This window comes from Streptococcus infantis (genome assembly GCF_015546995.1).
Taxonomy (GTDB): domain Bacteria; phylum Bacillota; class Bacilli; order Lactobacillales; family Streptococcaceae; genus Streptococcus; species Streptococcus infantis_J.
Genome location: NZ_JADMUH010000009.1, coordinates 32,289 through 51,890 on the forward strand (window position 1 = coordinate 32,289; position 19,602 = coordinate 51,890).

Here is a 19,602-nt window from a genome sequence, read left to right on the forward strand (position 1 = left end):
CAAGAAAATTTCTCTGCAACAAGTTTGAAAACCAAAAATTATACGGGGACAGTTTTAGATATCGACTAGTCCTTACCTCGATTTTCTCATTATATATTTTCGTACAGGTACTTCAACCATTTGAACGATTTCAAATCCTTCTTTTTGGTAAAGATTGTAAGCTGTTTGATTTGCCTCGTAGACATTTAGAGAAATAGTATCTATGTCTTCATTTTCAAAGGCCAAACTAACAAATTTCCTTAAAGCCTGGCTACCTAAGCCCTGTCCCTGCCTATGAGGAGCTATAAGAAATCTTCCAATATGAAGATTTTTATCTTCTAGTTTGATTTTCTGGATGACGCCTACAAACTCTTCTTCAGCAAAAATGGAAAAAATTCCTCCCAGCTTTTGTAAGGATCGGACAATCAAGGGATAAGAAATTTTGGGTCCCATCCATTGCTTCTGAAAACTTTCTCCCAAAGCATTAGACCAGTGACAAATGAGTTGGGCATTTTCTATCTGAAGTCCTTTTTCAAAGTGAATGTTCATATTTGCTCCTAAAATTTCTCCTTTATCCAACTATTATACCCTTTCTCTTATTTTTTCCGAATTAATAAGTATGATTCACCTTTACTTTTTTCTTGTTGGAGCTATTTTTGCTTCCTTTCTAGGTCTTGTCATTGACCGCTTTCCTGAGCAGTCTATTATCTTTCCTGCTAGTCACTGCGATTCTTGTCAGACTCGTTTGAGACCACTGGATTTGATTCCATTTCTCTCACAGGTATTCAATCGCTTTCGCTGTCGCTATTGCAAGTCAAGCTATCCTGTCTGGTATGCCTTCTTTGAGTTGTCTTTGGGACTGCTCTTTCTAGCTGAGTCTGTGGGATTTTTAACTTTTGGGCAAATCATCTTGATAACTGCCGGCTTGACTTTGGGCATTTATGACCTTCGTCATCAAGAATATCCCTTGCTCGTCTGGCTGATTTTTCACTTATTCCTCATGTTTTTCTGTAGTTGGAATCTGGCCATGGCTTTCTTATTGATTCTTGGAATCATTGCTCATTTCATCGATATCCGCATAGGTGCAGGGGATTTTCTCTTTCTGGCTTCCTGTGCTCTTGTTTTTAGCCTAACCGAGATGCTGATTTTAATTCAATTTGCTTCCACAACTGGCATTCTAGCCTTTCTCCTACTAAAGAAAAAGGAAAGACTACCTTTTGTGCCTTTCCTCTTGCTGGCTGCTTGTATGATTATTTTTGGTAAGCTACTGCTTCTCGGATAAAGTCAGCGATTTCTGCTACTTGTCCTTCATGTAGAGCCTTAACAATCTTGGAACCGACGATAACGCCGTCCGATACCTCATTGAAACGTTCTACATCATCCTGTGTGGATACACCAAATCCGGTCAATACCGGAATGTCAGCCACTTGATGAAGTTGATTCAAGTGCTTGTCCAAGTCATCTCGGTAATTTCCTGATTTCCCTGTGACCCCATTGATAGCAACGGCATAGACAAAACCTTCAGCTCCCTCAATGAGTTCTTTTTGACGCTCCATTCCTGTCGTCAAGCTGACAAGTGGAATCAAAGCAATGTCTGTACCTGCCAAGAAAGGCTCTACAAAATTAGCATGCTCATGAGGCAGGTCTGGAATAATCAATCCCTTAACCGCTGTATCAGAAAGGTCTTTGATAAATTTCTCAATACCATACTGAAAGAGGGGGTTAAAGTAGGTCATGATAACAAGTGGAACTTCTGTTTCAATAGTCTTCAAAGTTTCAACTAGAGCCTGTGTAGAAGTACCACTAGCTAGACTGCGCAAGCCTGCTTCTTCGATAACTGGACCATCTGCAACTGGGTCTGAGAAAGGAACTCCCACTTCAATAGCAGACACACCCAAATCTTCTAAAAAGTGGATTGTTTCAGCAAGTCCATCCAAACCTTTTTCATGGTCTCCAGCCATGATATAGGGAACAAAAATTCCATTTTTTGCTGCTTTAAGAGTTGTCAATTTTTCGGTTAAGGTCTTAGGCATGAGCTTCTCCCTTCTTTGCTGCTTCTGCTTCCAAGCGGTCTTTAACTTGAACCACATCCTTGTCTCCACGACCTGATAGACAGACAATCATAGACTTATCTGGTCCAAGTTCTTTGGCTAATTTCACAGCAAAAGCGATAGCGTGACTAGACTCCAAAGCTGGGATAATCCCTTCCACACGAGACAAGAGTTGGAAGCCTTCCAAGGCCTCTTCATCTGTCACAGGCACATAGGTCGCACGTTTGATATCATGGTAATGAGAATGTTCTGGACCGATACCAGGATAGTCCAAACCTGCTGAAATTGAGAAAGCTTCTAAGATTTGACCATGGGCATCTTGGAGCACATCCATGAGAGAACCGTGAAGAACACCTGGACGACCCTTGCTCAAGGTAGCTGCGTGATGCTCTGTATCCACACCGAGTCCTGCTGCTTCAGCTCCATACATAGCCACTGACTCATCTTCCACAAATGGATGGAAGAGCCCGATGGCATTAGAGCCACCACCAACACAGGCTACTAGGGCATCTGGTAAATTTTCACCTGTCAATTCACGGTACTGTTGTTTGGCTTCTCGACCGATAACACTCTGGAAATCACGAACAATTTCTGGGAAAGGATGGGGCCCCAAGGCAGAACCAAGAATATAGTGGGTATCATCGATATTTGCCACCCAAGAACGAAGGGCTGCATTGACTGCATCCTTGAGCACGCGCGAACCATCTGTCACTGCCTCTACCTTAGCTCCTAAAAGCTCCATGCGGAAAACATTGAGGGCTTGGCGTTTGACATCTTCCTCGCCCATGTAGATGGTACATTCCATGTTGAAGAGAGCTGCAGCTGTTGCAGTTGCCACACCGTGTTGACCAGCACCTGTCTCAGCGATAATTTTCTTCTTGCCCATGCGTTTAGCCAGAAGAACTTGTCCCAAGGCATTGTTAATCTTGTGGGCACCTGTATGGTTGAGGTCTTCACGTTTGAGGTAAATCTTGGCTCCGCCAATATGCTGGGTCAAGTTTTTTGCGTAGTAAAGAGGAGTTTCACGACCTACATACTGGCGCAAAAGTTGGTTTAACTCCTCTTGAAAACTTGGATCTGCCTGACTTTCACGATAAGCCTCTTCCAATTCCAATACTGCTGTCATCAATGTTTCTGGGACAAAACGTCCACCGAATTTCCCGTAAAATCCATCTTTATTTGGTTCTTGATATGCCATTCTTTACCCTCTCTATAAATCTTCTAATCTTTTCATGATCTTTTTGTCCGTCTGTTTCTACTCCGCTTGATACATCTACTGCAAAGGGAGAGAAATGCTGAATTGCTCTTGCTACATTGTCCTCATTTAGCCCACCTGCGATGAAGAAAGGCTGAGATAGTTCTGTCGTATCCAGTTGCCCCCAGTCAAAGGTTTGTCCACTTCCTGCAACAGGAGCGTCAAAGAGTAGATAATCTGCCTGAGAATTGGGTACATGCCCCCCTTCATCAACCTGAACAGCCTGAATGCTGCCACAAGGCAAATCCTCAAACAAATCATCCGCCACCTGACCATGAACCTGCACAAAGTCCAAACCAACTTTGTCTACCGCTCCTAACAGTTCTGCCCGACTGGGTGAAACAAATACCCCAACTTTTTTTACATTTGCAGGAATAATCTCAGTCAACTCTGCTGCTTGTTCTACGGTCACCTGTCTTTTGCTAGGTGCAAAGACAAAACCGATATAGTCTGCTCCAGCTGACACAGCCGTTTCTACCGCTTCTATATTAGATAGTCCACAAATCTTAACCTTTGTCAATCTGCAACTCCTTGATTCTCTGGGCTACGTCTTCTGCTTGCATGAGGGCTGTTCCCACCAAAATTCCGTTAAAGTATGGTGAAACACGTTTTGCATCCTCCTCTGTAAAAATAGCAGATTCGGAAATGTAGAAGCAATCATCCTTGAAGTATTGTGCCAAGTCTACGCTAGTCTGTAAGTCAACTTCAAAGGTTGTCAAATTGCGATTGTTAACACCGATAATTTGAGCTCCAAGGCGGTGAGCAACTTCCAGTTCAGCCAAATTATGAGTTTCCACTAACACTTCCAGACCAAGCTCTGTCGCGTAGTCGTAAAGCTCCTTCAGTCGTTTTTCAGATAAGGCCGCTACGATGAGCAAGATGACGGTCGCACCTGCATTGCGAGCACGGATGATTTGCTTTTCATCGATGATAAAGTCCTTGTTGAGCGTCGGAATCTCTACCTGACTGGAAATTTCCCTCAGATAATCCAAATGACCTTTAAAGAAAACCTCATCTGTCAGAACAGAAATCATAACCGCGCCGTTAGCCTCGTAAGTCTGGGCCTGTTGTACGATATCCACATCAAGATTGATATCACCTAGACTTGGGCTTGCCTTTTTGACCTCAGCAATGATTTGCAAACGGTCTTGGTGATTCTTCAAAAATTCTGCCAAACGATAGGTCTGGCGCAAGGGCTGAACTTCCTCTCGCTCCATCTTTTCAACTTCGCGCGCCTTTTGCTCTAGGATACGTGATAAAAATTCCTGACTCATCTTTGATACTCCTGTAATAGTCTGAGTTTTTCAAGGGCCTTACCACTGGCAATCACTTGACGTGCCAATTCAACTCCGTCCTTGATACTGTCTGCTTTACCATTGGCATAGAAACCGAGACCTGCATTTAAGACTGTTGTTTCCAAGAATGGACTTGGTTCGTTATTAAGAACACTGACAAGGATGGCTGCATTCTCATGAGCATTTCCACCACGAATGTCCTCAATAGCAATGCGTTCCATTCCCAAATCTTCTGGAGTAAAGGTTGATAAAGTAATTTCACCATTTTCAAGAAGGGCAATGCTGGTAGTTCCATTCAAACCAGCCTCATCCAATCCTTCTGGACCAGCTACTACAATGGCACGTTTGCGACCCATGTTTTTCAAGACCTGAGCAGTACTTTCCAGAAGTTCAGGACGACTGATTCCTAGAAGCTGTGTTTCCAAAACCATTGGATGGATGAGCGGTCCTGTCAAATTCATGATAGTTGGAATTCCCAACTCCAAACGAGCTGGCATAATGTATTTCATGGCTGGGTGCATGTTTTTGGCAAAGAGAAAGACGATTCCTGTTTGGTCAAATACCTTACCCAATTGTGATGGTTTAAGGTCAATATTGATTCCCAAAGCTTGCAAGACATCTGCTGACCCAGATTTAGAAGAAATAGAGCGATTTCCATGTTTGGCCATGTGGATTCCCCCACCTGCCAAAACAAAGGCTGCAGTTGTTGAGATGTTAAAGCTAAATGACTTATCTCCACCTGTACCACAGTTATCCATAGCATCTTGGATGCTTGTTGGAATGTGTTGAGCATGTCCTCTCATGACTTGAGCAAGGGCTGTTCTTTCTTCCGGTGTCTCCCCTTTCATCTTGAGTGCTAAAAGGAGTGATGCGATTTGTGCTTCTGTTACTCGCCCTGTCACGATACGTTCGATAACATCTGTCATTTCAACACTTGATAGATCTTCAAAGTTCGCTAATTTTTCAATAATTTCTTTCATTTTATGTTCCTCACTTTACAACTTTCTCGATAAAATTCTGAATAGAAGATAGGCCATCTGGTGTTCCTATACTTTCTGGATGATATTGTAAGCCATAAATCGGCAAGTTTTTGTGTTGAATACCCATAATAGCTTGGTCATCTGTCGAACGAGCTGTCACTTCAAACTCTTCTGGCATCTCTTCAATTAAAATACTGTGGTAACGCATGACTGGACGATTGTCCTCAATCCCTTGATAGAGAATGGAAGGAGTCTCAAACCGAATCTGGCTTTGCTTACCGTGCATAACTTTAGGAGCCAAGCCCAACTTACCACCAAAGACTTCTGCGATGGCTTGGTGTCCCAAACAAATCCCTAGAATAGGTTTCTTACCTGCAAAATCACGAATCATTTCTTCCATTTTCCCAGCATCAGCTGGCCAACCTGGACCAGGAGAAAAGACCAGTCCATCTGCCTTTTCAGCATGTTCATAAAGATGTGGATCATCATTTCTCAAAACCTGAACTTCTGCGAAATTCCCGATATATTGAGCTAGGTTATAGGTAAATGAATCATAGTTGTCAATCAATAAGATCATGGTCTTAGTTCTCCCATTCTTGTCATAGATTTAGCTTTGTTAATCGTTTCTTGGTATTCGTTCTGAGCGATGGAATCATAAACAATTCCTGCACCAGCCTGCACGTAGGCTCTTTTATTTTTAAGAATCATGGTTCGAATAGCAATGGCAAAATCCATGTCTCCAGTTGCTGATAAGTAACCGATAGCTCCTGCGTATACGCCTCGCTTCTCTGTTTCTAGTTCATAGATGCGTTTCATGGCCCGAATCTTTGGTGCCCCCGATACTGTTCCTGCCGGAAGAGTCGCCTTCAAGGCATCCATAGCAGTCAGTTCTGGTAACAAACGTCCTTTAACTACGCTGGTCAAATGCATGACATAGCGGAAAAGTTCGACTTCCATATACTTAGTTACTTGGACACTTGCTGTTTCAGCAATTCTACCGATATCATTTCGTCCCAAGTCCACCAACATTCGGTGTTCTGCCGTTTCCTTTTCATCAGAGAGGAGATCACTTGCAAGTGCCGCATCTTCCTCGTCATTGGCACCTCTAGGACGTGTACCTGCAATTGGATTGGTTGTCACTATACCATTCTTGACGGAAACCAAGCTCTCAGGACTGGCACCGATAATTTGATAATCTCCAAAATCATAAAAGTAGAGGTAATTTGACGGATTGGTCACTCGGAGATTTCTGTAGAAGTCAAAAGGATTTCCAGTTACCTCTGCGGAGAAGCGCTGGCTAAGCACACATTGGAACATATCTCCATTGCGAATCAAGTCGCGAGCTGTTTCTACCATTTCTTCAAATTTCTGAGGTGCAATATGTGGTCTAAACTGAAGTGGAGAAACGTCCAAATCTTCAAATTCATTTGGAGCAGGGATTTTCAACTCTTCTAAAACCTGATCTAAAGCCACTTCTAGTTCTTCATTACTACGTTCACTGTAGAGAGCATCCTCGATGATATGAATTTTTTCTTTCTTATGGTCAAAAACTATATAACTCTCATAGACGAAGAAATGCATATCTGGCGTCCCAATCGTATCCTCAGGGAGCTGGCCAATTTCTTCATAGAGAGAAATCATATCGTAGCCAACAAAGCCAATAGCTCCACCACCAAAAGGTAGTTCTGAATGGTGCTGACTCTTATGAGTTACTTCATAAAGGAAATCCAAGGGATCACGATCAATCACTTGTCCATTTTGATAAAGGACTCCATTTTCGAACTTAATTTCAAAAACTGGGTTATAGGCCAAGATAGAAAAACGAGCATTTTCCTTTTCTCTTGGGATACTTTCAAGTATGACCTTGTGTTGTCCGTTTAAGCGCATATAAGCCAAGATTGGTGATAAAACATCTCCATGAATGATTCTTTCCATTGTAATTTCCCTTTCAGTTCCTTATTTTTAATTTTTTATCTTTTTTCTATTTCCCTTAAATAGTGCGGACGGGAGCAACTTTCTCCGAAATTTCATCCCTAATTTTTGAGCTCCTCGCTCATTCATTTCTAGGCTCAGGCTAAAATAGTTCCCCGAACTATTTTACTCTCAAAAATTCCGTCCTATAGAAGCATCTTTGCTTCTATAGGATACCACCATGGCGGGAAATAGCGGTTCGATGCTCACTTCGTTCGAAAATATTTTATAGAAATCTACCTATTGATGAAGCATAATTTAAAACCGAATAGCCACACCTATAATACATATATAAAAATCCCCACGCAAAATAACTTGCGTGAGGACGAAATTCGCGGTGCCACCTCAATTATAGGATTTCTCCTATCTCTCATTCCTGTCTCAGATAGCTCCTGTAACAGGTTGTGCGATAAAGGGCACTCCCTTGAGAATTATGTTTTCTTCTCTCATTTCAGATGGACCCAACCTTACAGCTTTCTCTGCTTGTTTTCAGCAACCACAAGCTCTCTGTGAGAGAAATCTCTGTATATTTTCCATCTTTTATTTTTTAGCTTCAAGGTAGTCTGCAATGGCAGCTACGTCCTTGTCTCCACGACCAGAGACATTGATGATGATAATCTCATCTTTACTTAGTTTTGGTGCGCGTTTGACTGCTTCAGCTATAGCATGTGAGCTTTCAATTGCAGGGATGATTCCTTCTGTTTTGCTTAATAAAAGCAAGGCTTGGACAGCTTCTTCGTCTGTCGCTGCTACATATTCTACTCGACCAGAGTCTTTAAAGAAGGCATGTTCTGGACCAACCCCTGGATAGTCCAAACCTGCTGAGATAGAGTAAACTGGCGCGAGCTCTCCATCTTCCTTAAAGACTGCATAGGTCTTCATTCCATCAACGATACCAACACTACCCTTAGTCATAGTTGCTGCGTGCTTGTCTGTATCAAGTCCATGACCAGCAGCTTCTACCCCAACCAATTTTACTTCTTCATCAGCTACATACTGTGAAAAAGCTCCGATAGCATTGGAACCACCGCCCACACAGGCAATGACGTAGTCTGGTAGACGTCCTTCTTTTTCCAAGATTTGACGACGTGATTCTTCACTGATGACTTTTTGGAATTCATGAACAATAGTTGGATAAGGGTGAGGACCTACAGCAGAACCTAAAACGTAGAAAGCTTCAAGGTCATTCATCCATGCTCCAAAGGCTGCATCGACCGCATCCTTCAGAGTACGTGTTCCTGTTTCAACTGCATGAACAGTTGCTCCCATCATCTCCATACGGAAGACATTGAGACGTTGACGCTCCACATCTTCTGCTCCCATATAGACATCACATGCCATACCAAATTTGGCCGCAGCTGCAGCTGTCGCAACACCGTGCTGGCCAGCTCCTGTCTCAGCAATGACACGCTTTTTACCCATGCGTTTTGCTAGAAGGATTTGTCCCAAAACATTGTTCAGTTTGTGAGAACCCAAGTGGTTAAGGTCTTCACGCTTGAGATAAATCTTAGCTCCGCCTAGGTGCTCTGTCAAACTTTCTGCAAAATAGAGCGGTGTTTCGCGACCTGAATAATCCTTCAAGTAATGACGAAACTCAGCTAAAAACTCTGGATCATCCTTGTATTTTTCAAAAGTCACTTCTAATTCATCTAGTAAAACCTGAATTGGTTCTGGTACAAAACTACCACCAAATTGTCCAAAATATCCTTTAGTTGTCATAAATTTTTCCTCCTTCTGTATGAATCCGGCTTTTTGTTTGCTTTTGGTAGTGAAATGGTCTGGGGGACCATTTCAGCCTTTACTTAAAGAACAAGTAAAACTTGAATATTACTCTAAGTTCATGCCCTAATAAAAGATATACAAAATGACGGATAGAAAAAGCCCACACACGGAATATATTTCCATGTGAGGGCGTTCGTAACGCGGTACCACCTCAATTGTAAAGAGAATATCCCCTTTACATCTCTGCCTTGTCTAACAACAAGTTGCACTGTAAGGTGTGCCTACCGAATTTTCATTGTTTCAAATTCATTTTTTCAAATCAGCCCAATTTCACTACTTTCAACCACCTGTTCACAGTAACCACAGGCTCCCTGAAGATCAAAAATAACTACTTTTCTGATTTGTTGAGTTAATTATATGTTATTGTTTTTTCTTTGTCAATCGTTTTCATTCATTTTTTACTAATTTTTTTAATTATTTTTGTGAAGCACCTAGAATTTCTTCAGAAACTCTGACAAAAGTCTCAATGATATAATCTACTTCTTCGTCCGTTAATTTCGTGTGAAGTGGTAGTGTAATCTCGTTTACAAAGAAGGCATAAGCTCGCGGATAATCTGCCATATCGAAACCAAGATTCTTATAGGCTGTCAAAAGCGGAAGCGGTTTGTAATGAACATTACTTGCGATTCCTGCCTTGGCCAATTCTTGAATAATTTGGTTGCGTTGTTCGAGATTTGCTCCATCTACATGGGTGATGTAGAGGTGACGACAAGATTCAACTGCATCTGTCTCATGAGCCAATGGGTGAATCCGAGTTCCTGCAAATCCACGGTCATAGCGATCCACGATATCCTTACGACGTTGTAGTAAGCCAGGATAACGATCTAGCTGAACTAGACCAAGTGAAGCCATAATATCCGTCATGTTGCACTTGTAGGCTGGTGTTACGATATCGTATTCCCAAGAACCCAGTTGCATCTTAGCAAGCGCATCTTTGGTTTGACCATGAAGAGATAGGATTTGGAATTCCTTATACATTTCTTCATCATCAATCGCTGGATTTGCTTTCCAAGTCGCACTTCCTCCCTCAGCAGTTGTAAAATTCTTAACCGCGTGGAAAGAGAATGATGTGAAGTCTGCAATTGAACCGGCTGGTTGTCCCTTGTAGGTTGAACCCAAAGCGTGGGCACTATCAGAGACAATCACAATACGGTTAAAGGTCTTTTGCCACTTGCTAGTTGCTGTAAAGAGGTCACGTTTCTTTTCTACAACTTGGAACAAACGGTCATAGTCACAGATAATCCCTGCAAGTTCAACTGGGATGATAACCTTAGTCTTCTCAGTAATTGCTTGCTCAAGCTTGTCATAGTCCATTTCAAAGGTATCATCTTGGATATCAACCATCACTGGTGTCGCACCTACGTGAGTGATGACACTACATGAAGCCGTATAGGTCATAGCTGGAACGATGACCTCATCGCCAGGCCCTACTTCAAGCACGCGCAAAATCAATTCAAGAGCTGCTGTTGCAGAATTGAGGCAGACTGTCTTAGGCGTTTGAGTATAGACGGACAGACGACGCTCTAGTTCTTTTGTCTTTGGACCTGTTGTGATCCAACCAGAACGAAGGGTATCAGCTACTTCAGCAATTTCAGCTTCGGTAATATCGGGTGGTGAAAATGGAATATTATATTTTGTCATTGATTTACTCCTTTTACTGTATTCACTCTTGTGACTACTTTATTTTAAAACTTCAACTACAGTCTGGAACATGATCTTGATGTCTCCGAAGAAATTAAAATCACGTAGGTAGGCTAGGTTAAAGTGCATTTTCTCTGGGAGGACTCTTTCCACATAAGCCTGGTCAACCGTCATACCTTTTGCAGTCATTTGACTGATGATGGCATCCTCATCCTTATAATTAATGCTGGCAAGCGATGTAATCCCCGCAGGTAAGAGCAAGGTAGCCATCATTTCAGGGCTATACTGCTCTGTGTAGCGTGGTACTTCTGGGCGTGTTCCTACAAAGGACATCTCTCCTTTGAGGACATTGACCAATTGCGGCAATTCATCCAAACGAACACGTCGAATGAAATTTCCAACTTTAGTGATACGACTGTCATTTGCAGAAGTTACCAGACTACCTTTCTTGTCCGCATCGGTTACCATAGTCCGGAATTTCCAAATCTTGAAATGGCGGTTGTACTGGGTTACCCGCACTTGCTTGTAAATAACTGGACCCTTGCTATCTAGCTTGATCCAGATGCTTAGAATCAGAAATAAGGGGGAGGTCAAGATTAACAAGACTACGGCTAGAAACAAATCTAGACAACGCTTGAAAATCAGTGAGCCTTTTCTTCTAGACACAAGCTGGTAGTATGGTTTTACCTCGCTCAATTGCATTTCTTGAGGTAGCTCCTCCCATTTCAGCATGCACATTCTCCTCTGTTTTTTATATATAATCTTTATTAACATTCTACATTATACCACAAAATGAAAGAGGCAGTGCAAGAAATCTATGTTTTAAAGGAATTCTTCCCTAGGAAAGAGCCCCTGCCTGCAAACTATACATCTTGTGATAAGTACCTCCCAAGGCTAAAAGTTCCTCGTGGGTTCCACTTTCGATGATACGTCCCTTATCAAGAACATAGATACAATTAGCATCTTGAATGGTAGAAAGGCGATGGGCGATGGCAATGGTTGTCCGACCTTGTCTCATCTTAGCTAGGGAATTTTGGACCAGAGCTTCTGTTTCAGAGTCGATATTGGCTGTCGCTTCATCCAAAATCAGAATTTTAGGTTGACTGGCAACAGTTCTAGCAAAGGCAAGAAGCTGACGTTGACCAGTTGAAAAACTCGAACCACGCTCAGATACAGGGGCATCATAACCTAAAGGAAGATCTTGAATGAAGGAATCTGCATCGACAAATTCTGCTGCAGCCTTGACTTGGTCATCGCTGATATCTTGGTACATGGCGATATTGGACTTAATGGTTCCATGATAGAGGAAGGGGTCCTGTAGAACCAAACCGATGTTTTTTCTCAGTTCCTCTTGACTATACTCTCGAATATCCACACCATCTAGGAGAACTTGACCAGACTGAAATTCATAAAAACGCATCAGAACATTGATGATAGAAGATTTTCCCGATCCTGTATGTCCAACAAAGGCAATGGTTTCACCTTTATTGACAGTAAAGGAAATATCATCGAGAATTTGGTGTTTTCCATCATAAGAGAAGGACACATGTTCAAAACGAATATTCCCTTCTTGAATCTCAGCCTGGCCATTTTCTTGGACCGGTTCATAGTTGGTCTCATCGATGAGTGCAAAAACACGACCTGCTGACACCATGGATGTCTGAAGAGTAGAAAAGTTTTGCGTTACCTCGATGAGCGGATCAAAGAGACGGTTGATGTACTGGATAAAGGCATACATAGTTCCTGCCGTTATTCCTAGATAAAGTCCGCGATAGCCAAAGTAAGCCATCAAAACCGCATACCCCAACAGCTTCAACAAACTCATAGCTGGGCGTAAAAAGAGAGAATCCAAGGCTACTGAACGGTTAGCGTAGACTAGGTGTTCCTGGTTTATCTCATCAAACTCTTCTTGCAGGCGTTTTTCTTGGTTAAATGCTTGAATAATACGAATTCCTTCGATATTTTCTGCCAGCTTACTGTTAATGTCTGACAGTAGACTTCTGGTTTTTTCAATGACCTTGACAGATTTTTTACGGTAGAGATTGACCAAAAGGAAAATCAAAGGTAGGAAGAGCAAGACTAAAGCAGTCAGACGATAGTCCAGAACTAACATGGTATAAAGGGTCGTCACGAATATAAAGACTGCCGAGATAAAGCTAGATAAGATCCCCGAAAACATATCACTGATAGTCTCGGTGTCATTTGTCAAACGAGAGACAATAGAGCCTGCAGGCGTTTTATCAAAGTAAGACATGCCTAGCTTCTCCATATTGGCAAAGGCATCACGTCGGATATCTCTAACGATGCTGTAGGATACACGCGCAAAGAGGAGATTCCCTACATATTGAACAATGGTTTGAAGGATATAGAGACCATAGTAGACGAGCAAAACTGTAACAGCAAGCTGATTAAGGTTGTTTAGATACTGGTCGATAAAGTGCGAAGCTACCAAGGGGATAATGCTCTTAACAACAGTCGTCGCAAGGAGAAAAGCAAGTGCTAAAAAGGTGAGGAGCCCATAAGGCTTAAGATAAGACAACAAGCGTTTCAATACAGCCCATTGTTCTTGTTTATTCCGCATCTTCTTCTCCTTTCATTTCTAACTGTTGAGACTGGTAGGTTTGGGCATACCAACCATCCAAGGCTAGTAAGTCTTCATGCCTACCTCGTTCAATGATGCGACCATCCTGCATGACCAAAATCAAATCTGCATGAACAACTGCACTGAGACGATGGGCAGTGATGATAGTCGTTTTATCTTTGCGAGTTTCCTTGAGATTATCGATGATTGCGAACTCTGTCTTAGCATCCACTGCTGACAAGGAATCATCTAAAATCAAGATATCAGGGTTTAAGATCATGGCACGGGCCATGGCAAGACGTTGCTTTTGACCACCAGACAAACTAACTCCCTTTTCACCGATAACTGTATCAAATCCCTCAGGCATGGCTTGAATGTCTTGATAGACTTGAGCCAACTGAGTCGCTTCTTCTACTGCTGAGAAAGGTAGGTCGGGATTTCCAAAACAAATATTCTCTAAGATTGAACTAGCAAAGAGAAATTGGTCCTGTGGAACGTATCCCATCAAACTACGTAAGTCAGCTAGTCGATAGTCACGAATATCATGACCATTTAGATAAATAGCTCCTTGGTCAACATCATACTCACGTAGGAGCAATTTAATCAAAGCAGTTTTCCCTGAACCAGTTTGCCCAACCAAACCCAAGGTTTGCCCTTTTTCGAGACTAAAGTGGATATCTCTCAGCGTCTCTTCGTCTTCAAAGGCAAAACGATCAATAGCGTAGTCTAAGCGCCCATTTTCAATCCCGTCAAGTGGAGATTCTGGATCTTTGACAGGTGATTTTTGGGACAAAAGACTCTCAATTCGTTGATAAGAAACCTTCCCTCTTTGAGTAATATTAAAGAGGAAACCAATCGCCATCAAGGGCCAGACCAACATATCCAAGTAAGAGATAAAGGTGACAAGATTACCAACGGTTACTTGTCCTGCTTGCACCATAAAGGCACCGACTAAGAGAGTTAAGGCATAAGAAGAACCTACAAAGAGTATAACCATGGGATCAAAGAGACTATCATATTTCATGGTTTGCAGATTCTTTTGGAAGGTCAAATTATTGACTTCCTGGAAAGATGCCAATTCATCAGACTGATAGCCAAAGGACTTGGTTACCTTGATACCTGATACAGATTCTTGAACTTTATTGTTGAGTTCAGAAAAGGCTGCTTGTGATTCTCCGAAAGCCTTATGGGTCTTTCTCCCCAGACGACTAGTCGCATAGGCCATAAATGGCAAAGGTAGAATGGCAACCAAGGTCATCTGCCAAGAAATACTAAAGAGCATAGTCAGCAGAGTCACCAAGGCCGTGATAGAGGCATCCACCGCGGACATGACACCACCACCTGCTAAACGAGTCAGAGCATTGATATCATTGGTGGCGTGAGCCATCAAATCCCCAGTTCGATAATTCTGATAAAAAGCAGGCGACATTCTTGTAAAATGCTCAAATAGTCTTGAACGCATGATTTGTCCAAGTCGATATGAGGTTCCTAGGATATACATGCGCCAAACATAACGCAGGTAGTACATCCCGAAAGCTGCCAGCAGGAGATAAAAGAGATGAAGCAGGAGCTCATCCTGTGTTAATCGTCCCGAAGTGATGGCATCAATCACGCGCCCCATGACCATCGGTGGGATAAGGTTTAGTACAGAGACTAAAACCAAAGCTACAATTCCAACTAGGTAACGGCGTTTTTCTAATTTAAAAAACCACCAGAGTTTTTGGATGATGGACATAAAATTCCTTTCTAATGACAAATGGAAACCTGAGGCGACTACCTCAGGTTTTTCCTATTCATAGGTGATGACACTAACTTAAACTTTGTCATATTCAGCGATAAAGATACTCAAAGGAGTAACATTTCATTTATTTTCAATCTTTTACATAAATCATTCTTTATTATATAGGAATGACCTGGATTTTTCAAACTATACGCTGGGGAATTGCTTCTTTTTCTGGTATAATATTGTCTATAATCTGAATGAAAAGGTAAACATTATGAAATTGATCTCATGGAATATTGATTCCCTCAATGCTGCACTCACGAGTGACTCTGCGCGTGCGAAATTATCACAAGACGTCCTCCAAACCTTGGTAGCCGAAGACGCTGATATCATCGCCATCCAAGAAACCAAGCTTTCAGCTACAGGGCCTACTAAAAAACACCTCGAGGTGCTGGAAGAACTCTTCCCAGGTTACGAAAACACTTGGCGCTCCTCTCAAGAGCCTGCTCGTAAAGGCTATGCTGGAACTATGTTCCTCTATAAGAAAGAACTCACTCCAACTATCAGCTTTCCAGAAATCGGTGCCCCTTCTACTATGGACTCGGAAGGGCGCATCATTACCCTAGAATTTGATACATTTTTCGTGACTCAAGTTTACACACCAAACGCTGGTGATGGCCTCAAACGCTTGGAAGAACGTCAAGTCTGGGATGTCAAATATGCAGAGTACTTGGCTCAACTAGACAAGCAAAAACCTGTCCTTGCTACAGGTGACTATAACGTTGCCCACAAGGAAATTGACCTTGCCAACCCAGCCAGCAACCGTCGTTCACCAGGTTTCACAGACGAAGAACGTGAAGGATTTACAAACCTTTTATCCAAAGGATTTACAGATACCTTCCGCCATATCCATGGCGATGTGCCAGAACGCTATACTTGGTGGGCACAACGTAGCAAAACTTCAAAAATCAACAATACAGGCTGGAGAATCGACTACTGGCTCACAAGTAACCGTGTAGCAGACAAGGTTACCAAGTCAGACATGATTGACTCAGGCGCACGCCAAGACCATACACCGATTGTCTTGGAGATTGATTTCTAAGGAGAAAACGAATGGACTATCAAACTGTCATCCCTGAATTTGTCGTATCGGATATCGAGAAATCGCGTCACTTCTACTGCGACTTATTGGGATTCTCTGTCCAATACGAGCGACCAGAAGAAAACTTCCTCTTCTTATCGCTTGAAGATTGCCAGCTAATGTTAGAGGAGGGAACAAAGGATGAATTAGTTGAACTGACCTACCCCTTTGGTCGTGGAGTCAACATTTCCTTTGGCATAGAGGATGTCCCTCGACTCTATCAGAAAGTAATCAAGTCTAACTATCCTATTCATCGTCCATTGACCAAAAGAGAATTTCGAGTTGGTGAACAATATATCTATCCTCATGAATTTGCAGTTTTAGACCCAGATGGCTATTTTTTAAGATTTAGTGAATAGGAAAAAGGAGGCTGATAGCCTCTTTTTCAGTAGGTGAACATGAATTGACAGACCTGTAAATCCAGTGACCAAAACCTTTGCTAAAGCCTATGAAATCAGCATGTCAAAGAACTTTGATAGCCTTTTTTTGTATAATTGAGTAGAATGAAATCAGAAAGCGAGGAAATTTTATGCAAGTCGGAAAACAAATCCAGCGCTATCGTAAAGAGAAAAATTTATCTCAAGATGATTTAGCTGAAATAATTTTTGTCAGTCGCCAATCCATTTCCAACTGGGAACGCGGCGCGACCTACCCTGATATTCAAAACCTACTCTTGCTGAGCAAGGTCTTTGAAGTGTCATTAGACAAACTAGTAAAAGGAGATTTGGAAACTATGAAACAAATTATTCACGATCAAGAATTTATACGTTATAAAAAAGATGGAATAATCTTTAGCATACTGCTATTAGGTTTTCCTATCATCAGCATACCCTTAATTCTTTATTTGGATTGGTATGGTATCGCTTTTAGTTGCTTGATTTTTGCTATCGCTATGTTCTACGCCCTACGCATTGAAAAATTCAAGAAACAGCATAATCTTCGCACCTATCGACAGATTGTCGCCTATGTTCAAGGACGTAACCTTAGCGAGATTGAAGAAGCTGAAGAAAGGGGTAAGGCTCCCTACCAAAGAATCATCCTTCCCATTCTATTTGGCCTTGGAATTGGCGTTATTGCTCTGCTATTTTATTGGCTCTTACTTACTTTCTTCACTATCAAATAAAAGCGAAGTCATCAGACCTCGCTTTTTAAATGTATTAAAATTTATAGAGTTGTGGATAGTGAACACACTCTGGTTTTTTAGGGCGTAGCTATCTACTCATTTTAATTTATATCCTCACCTGTCTATCTTCAGATCGTTGTCCTGTGACAAACATGGTAAAGGTTGCCTTGCAGACATTTCGGCCATCTTGGTTGGTGATATCAACATCGACGACACAAGTGGTACGTCCTTGATGGACACATTCCCCCTTGATGGTGAGAATATCCCCTAGATTTCCAGCTTTCAGATAATTGATAGAAGACTGGAGCGTCACCCCATCTAAGCCAAGCGAAATCACCACAAGACCACTGATTTGGTCACAAAGGGTAAATAGATAGCCTCCATGAGCATTCCCATAGTAGTTGAGTGAAGAGTCCACTACTTTTGTCGTCACTACAACGTGACCATCTCTCATTTTCTCAATTTCATAGTTTTCAAAGGCAGATATAGCGTCAAAGTGAAAATCTTTCATACTTTCCTCCTGATATTTCAAACGACACTATGATACTACTTTTCAAGACTCTGTGCAAGGGAGAAGCACTTATTCAGGTAAAACTCCAACCTGCTCGACAAAGCGCATAAAGGCTGCCTGTCCTTCTTCTGTTTGCTTGTAAACCCCTGCATCTTCCAATACCCGAGCAAAGATTTTACCAACAGATTCTTGGACAATTTCGAGAGCTTGGTCTTTATCAGTCAATCCAGGATGACTTTCTTTCAACTCATCTGCCCATTCTTGGTGATAAGTTGCGACTGATACTTCTTCTCCGACTAGATAAGCTGCTACCTGCTCCACTTCTTCCTTCAAGCGTGGTGGCAAGATGGCTAAGCCCATAACCTCAATCAAGCCGATATTTTCCTTCTTGATATGTTGGACATCCTTGTGGGGATGATAGATACCATCTGGATGCTCTGGAGAGGTTTGATTATCCCGCAAGACCAAATCCAACTCAAACTGCCCATCTCGTTTACGGGCTATCGGTGTGATGGTATGATGCGGTGTTCCATTGCTTTCCGCTAAGACCTGCATACTTGGATCGGAGTATTGACGCCAAGCCAGTAAGATTTTCTCAGCAAGATTGGTTAAATCGTCTTTTGAATCTGAGGTCAATCGAATGACTGACATGGGCCACTGAACAATCCCTGCTTTGACAGATTCAAAACCTTCAAAGGTAAAGTTTTTCTGTAAAGGAGCCGCTTCCATTGGGAAGACATGACGACCACCTTGATAATGATCATGGGTCAAGATTGAACCACCAACAATTGGTAGGTCCGCATTCGAGCCTGCAAAATAGCCTGGGAACTGCTCCACAATTGCTAACAAACGCTCGAAGCTTTGGCGACTGATGGCCATGGGACGATGTTGGCTGTCTAGGAAAATACAGTGCTCATTAAAGTAAGCGTAAGGCGAATATTGGAAGCCCCACTCCTGCCCAGAAATGTCAAAACGAATAATACGATGATTGCTTCTAGCTGGATGGTTGACACGACCATGGTAGCCTTCATTTTCCATACAAAGCTGACATTGAGGATAGTTACTAGACTTAACCAACTTAGCAACCGCGATCTCCTTTGGATCCTTTTCAGGCTTAGACAGATTGATGGTAATCTCCAGTTCACCATAGTCAGACGGTACACGATAAGCAATATTTTTTGCAATAGCCTTTAGTTTGATGTAGTCATTCTTCTGACTGAGTTGGTAGAAGTCTGCAATCGCCTGCTCTGGAGACTGGGCATAGGTATTCCAAAAATCACGATTAACCTGGCTCGGACACGGCGTTACCAAGTCCATGAGGTCGGCACCGAGAATTTCACGCGTAGCCAGACTATCTTCAATCGATTCCAAGCGAACGGCTTCCTCGACAAGCTGATCTTTAAGATCAATCAAGCCATCTTGGTCAGTCTTAACTTCAAGAACCCCATCTCCCACCAGTGCTAAAACACGATTGGTCAGATAGATACGATCCAACTCTTCAAAGGTACTTTCTGCAATGACTTTGGTCACAAAATTTTCTACTAAGGTCACTAGAAAACCTCCTTCTGA

The 19,602-nt window shown here is 42.2% G+C and carries 19 protein-coding genes and 2 other annotated features; of the genes, 4 read left to right on the forward strand and 15 right to left on the reverse strand.

The features are described 5' to 3' along the window. Window positions 1–72: 72 nt before the first annotated feature. Complete coding sequence (locus I1J71_RS04625) at window positions 73–528, reverse strand: GNAT family N-acetyltransferase (RefSeq protein WP_195183920.1); 456 nt, start codon at window positions 526–528, stop codon at window positions 73–75. 70 nt (window positions 529–598) lie between these two features. Here I1J71_RS04625 and I1J71_RS04630 point away from each other — a divergent pair, with 70 nt between their 5' ends. Continuing rightward, window positions 599–1,261, forward strand: coding sequence for a prepilin peptidase (locus I1J71_RS04630; RefSeq protein WP_195183893.1), 663 nt, complete (start codon window positions 599–601; stop codon window positions 1,259–1,261). Here I1J71_RS04630 and trpA read toward each other — a convergent pair. The 12 genes from trpA to I1J71_RS04690 form a co-directional block, all read right to left on the reverse strand. After that, a complete protein-coding gene (gene trpA, locus I1J71_RS04635; RefSeq protein WP_049494322.1) occupies window positions 1,230–2,012 on the reverse strand; it encodes a tryptophan synthase subunit alpha in 783 nt (260 codons plus the stop codon). The two genes, I1J71_RS04630 and trpA, sit on opposite strands and share 32 nt — an antisense overlap. Then, window positions 2,005–3,228: a tryptophan synthase subunit beta gene (trpB, locus tag I1J71_RS04640; protein ID WP_195183894.1), complete on the reverse strand. Its 1,224-nt coding sequence runs from the start codon at window positions 3,226–3,228 to the stop codon at window positions 2,005–2,007. Before trpB (I1J71_RS04640) ends, trpA begins: the two co-directional genes overlap by 8 nt. Beyond that, entirely contained in the window at window positions 3,206–3,805 is a 600-nt protein-coding gene (locus tag I1J71_RS04645) for a phosphoribosylanthranilate isomerase (RefSeq protein WP_195183895.1), read from the reverse strand. The genes trpB (I1J71_RS04640) and I1J71_RS04645 overlap by 23 nt, the downstream gene beginning before the upstream one ends. Continuing rightward, complete coding sequence (gene trpC, locus I1J71_RS04650; RefSeq protein WP_195183896.1) at window positions 3,792–4,559, reverse strand: indole-3-glycerol phosphate synthase TrpC; 768 nt, start codon at window positions 4,557–4,559, stop codon at window positions 3,792–3,794. The genes I1J71_RS04645 and trpC overlap by 14 nt, the downstream gene beginning before the upstream one ends. Further along, window positions 4,556–5,560, reverse strand: a complete 1,005-nt coding sequence (gene trpD, locus I1J71_RS04655) for an anthranilate phosphoribosyltransferase (protein WP_195183897.1) — start codon at window positions 5,558–5,560, stop codon at window positions 4,556–4,558. Before trpD ends, trpC begins: the two co-directional genes overlap by 4 nt. A gap of 10 nt (window positions 5,561–5,570) precedes the next feature. Then, on the reverse strand, window positions 5,571–6,137 hold the full coding sequence (locus I1J71_RS04660) for an aminodeoxychorismate/anthranilate synthase component II (RefSeq protein WP_195183898.1): 567 nt from the start codon (window positions 6,135–6,137) through the stop codon (window positions 5,571–5,573). Beyond that, complete coding sequence (gene trpE, locus I1J71_RS04665; protein ID WP_070677735.1) at window positions 6,134–7,495, reverse strand: anthranilate synthase component I; 1,362 nt, start codon at window positions 7,493–7,495, stop codon at window positions 6,134–6,136. The genes I1J71_RS04660 and trpE overlap by 4 nt, the downstream gene beginning before the upstream one ends. A gap of 354 nt (window positions 7,496–7,849) precedes the next feature. Continuing rightward, window positions 7,850–8,081 (reverse strand) — a binding site (T-box leader). Next, complete coding sequence (trpB, locus tag I1J71_RS04670) at window positions 8,072–9,250, reverse strand: tryptophan synthase subunit beta (protein WP_004251478.1); 1,179 nt, start codon at window positions 9,248–9,250, stop codon at window positions 8,072–8,074. It overlaps the preceding feature by 10 nt. A gap of 185 nt (window positions 9,251–9,435) precedes the next feature. Further along, window positions 9,436–9,667 (reverse strand) — a binding site (T-box leader). A 60-nt stretch (window positions 9,668–9,727) separates the two neighbouring features. Continuing rightward, entirely contained in the window at window positions 9,728–10,954 is a 1,227-nt protein-coding gene (locus tag I1J71_RS04675; RefSeq protein WP_195183899.1) for a DegT/DnrJ/EryC1/StrS family aminotransferase, read from the reverse strand. Between the two features lie 39 nt (window positions 10,955–10,993). Beyond that, window positions 10,994–11,686, reverse strand: a complete 693-nt coding sequence (locus tag I1J71_RS04680; RefSeq protein WP_195183900.1) for a sugar transferase — start codon at window positions 11,684–11,686, stop codon at window positions 10,994–10,996. Between the two features lie 106 nt (window positions 11,687–11,792). Continuing rightward, window positions 11,793–13,535, reverse strand: a complete 1,743-nt coding sequence (locus I1J71_RS04685) for an ABC transporter ATP-binding protein (RefSeq protein ID WP_195183901.1) — start codon at window positions 13,533–13,535, stop codon at window positions 11,793–11,795. After that, the gene (locus I1J71_RS04690) at window positions 13,525–15,270 is read right to left on the reverse strand and encodes an ABC transporter ATP-binding protein (protein WP_195183902.1); all 1,746 of its coding nucleotides are present in this window, start codon (window positions 15,268–15,270) and stop codon (window positions 13,525–13,527) included. The genes I1J71_RS04685 and I1J71_RS04690 overlap by 11 nt, the downstream gene beginning before the upstream one ends. Before the next feature lie 262 nt (window positions 15,271–15,532). On the opposite strand from I1J71_RS04690, the gene I1J71_RS04695 reads away from it, so the two are divergent. From I1J71_RS04695 to I1J71_RS04705, 3 genes are all read left to right on the forward strand, one after another. Continuing rightward, window positions 15,533–16,360, forward strand: coding sequence for an exodeoxyribonuclease III (locus tag I1J71_RS04695; protein WP_195183903.1), 828 nt, complete (start codon window positions 15,533–15,535; stop codon window positions 16,358–16,360). Between the two features lie 11 nt (window positions 16,361–16,371). After that, entirely contained in the window at window positions 16,372–16,758 is a 387-nt protein-coding gene (locus I1J71_RS04700) for a bleomycin resistance protein (protein ID WP_195183904.1), read from the forward strand. 170 nt (window positions 16,759–16,928) lie between these two features. After that, window positions 16,929–17,522 (forward strand): helix-turn-helix domain-containing protein, encoded by a 594-nt coding sequence (locus I1J71_RS04705; protein ID WP_195183905.1) that lies wholly within the window; start codon window positions 16,929–16,931, stop codon window positions 17,520–17,522. A gap of 106 nt (window positions 17,523–17,628) precedes the next feature. Here the strand turns inward: I1J71_RS04705 and I1J71_RS04710 are convergent, their stop codons facing one another. Together I1J71_RS04710 and I1J71_RS04715 are read right to left on the reverse strand one after the other, a co-directional pair. Continuing rightward, a complete protein-coding gene (locus I1J71_RS04710; protein WP_195183906.1) occupies window positions 17,629–18,033 on the reverse strand; it encodes a PaaI family thioesterase in 405 nt (134 codons plus the stop codon). A 69-nt stretch (window positions 18,034–18,102) separates the two neighbouring features. After that, window positions 18,103–19,584 (reverse strand): UDP-glucose--hexose-1-phosphate uridylyltransferase, encoded by a 1,482-nt coding sequence (locus I1J71_RS04715; protein WP_195183907.1) that lies wholly within the window; start codon window positions 19,582–19,584, stop codon window positions 18,103–18,105. Window positions 19,585–19,602: the final 18 nt, after the last annotated feature.

What these genes read in the sequence shown, in the direction of transcription:
- I1J71_RS04700 (WP_195183904.1), top strand. Translation starts at nt 16,372, where the DNA reads ATGGACTATCAAACTGTCATCCCTGAATTTGTCGTATCGGATATCGAG.
- I1J71_RS04695 (WP_195183903.1), top strand. Translation starts at nt 15,533, where the DNA reads ATGAAATTGATCTCATGGAATATTGATTCCCTCAATGCTGCACTCACG.
- trpB (WP_195183894.1), bottom strand. Translation starts at nt 3,228, where the DNA reads ATGGCATATCAAGAACCAAATAAAGATGGATTTTACGGGAAATTCGGT.
- I1J71_RS04690 (WP_195183902.1), bottom strand. Translation starts at nt 15,270, where the DNA reads ATGTCCATCATCCAAAAACTCTGGTGGTTTTTTAAATTAGAAAAACGC.
- I1J71_RS04685 (WP_195183901.1), bottom strand. Translation starts at nt 13,535, where the DNA reads ATGCGGAATAAACAAGAACAATGGGCTGTATTGAAACGCTTGTTGTCT.
- I1J71_RS04680 (WP_195183900.1), bottom strand. Translation starts at nt 11,686, where the DNA reads ATGCTGAAATGGGAGGAGCTACCTCAAGAAATGCAATTGAGCGAGGTA.
- I1J71_RS04625 (WP_195183920.1), bottom strand. Translation starts at nt 528, where the DNA reads ATGAACATTCACTTTGAAAAAGGACTTCAGATAGAAAATGCCCAACTC.
- I1J71_RS04630 (WP_195183893.1), top strand. Translation starts at nt 599, where the DNA reads ATGATTCACCTTTACTTTTTTCTTGTTGGAGCTATTTTTGCTTCCTTT.
- trpB (WP_004251478.1), bottom strand. Translation starts at nt 9,250, where the DNA reads ATGACAACTAAAGGATATTTTGGACAATTTGGTGGTAGTTTTGTACCA.
- I1J71_RS04710 (WP_195183906.1), bottom strand. Translation starts at nt 18,033, where the DNA reads ATGAAAGATTTTCACTTTGACGCTATATCTGCCTTTGAAAACTATGAA.
- I1J71_RS04660 (WP_195183898.1), bottom strand. Translation starts at nt 6,137, where the DNA reads ATGATCTTATTGATTGACAACTATGATTCATTTACCTATAACCTAGCT.
- trpD (WP_195183897.1), bottom strand. Translation starts at nt 5,560, where the DNA reads ATGAAAGAAATTATTGAAAAATTAGCGAACTTTGAAGATCTATCAAGT.
- I1J71_RS04705 (WP_195183905.1), top strand. Translation starts at nt 16,929, where the DNA reads ATGCAAGTCGGAAAACAAATCCAGCGCTATCGTAAAGAGAAAAATTTA.
- I1J71_RS04675 (WP_195183899.1), bottom strand. Translation starts at nt 10,954, where the DNA reads ATGACAAAATATAATATTCCATTTTCACCACCCGATATTACCGAAGCT.
- trpA (WP_049494322.1), bottom strand. Translation starts at nt 2,012, where the DNA reads ATGCCTAAGACCTTAACCGAAAAATTGACAACTCTTAAAGCAGCAAAA.
- trpE (WP_070677735.1), bottom strand. Translation starts at nt 7,495, where the DNA reads ATGGAAAGAATCATTCATGGAGATGTTTTATCACCAATCTTGGCTTAT.
- trpC (WP_195183896.1), bottom strand. Translation starts at nt 4,559, where the DNA reads ATGAGTCAGGAATTTTTATCACGTATCCTAGAGCAAAAGGCGCGCGAA.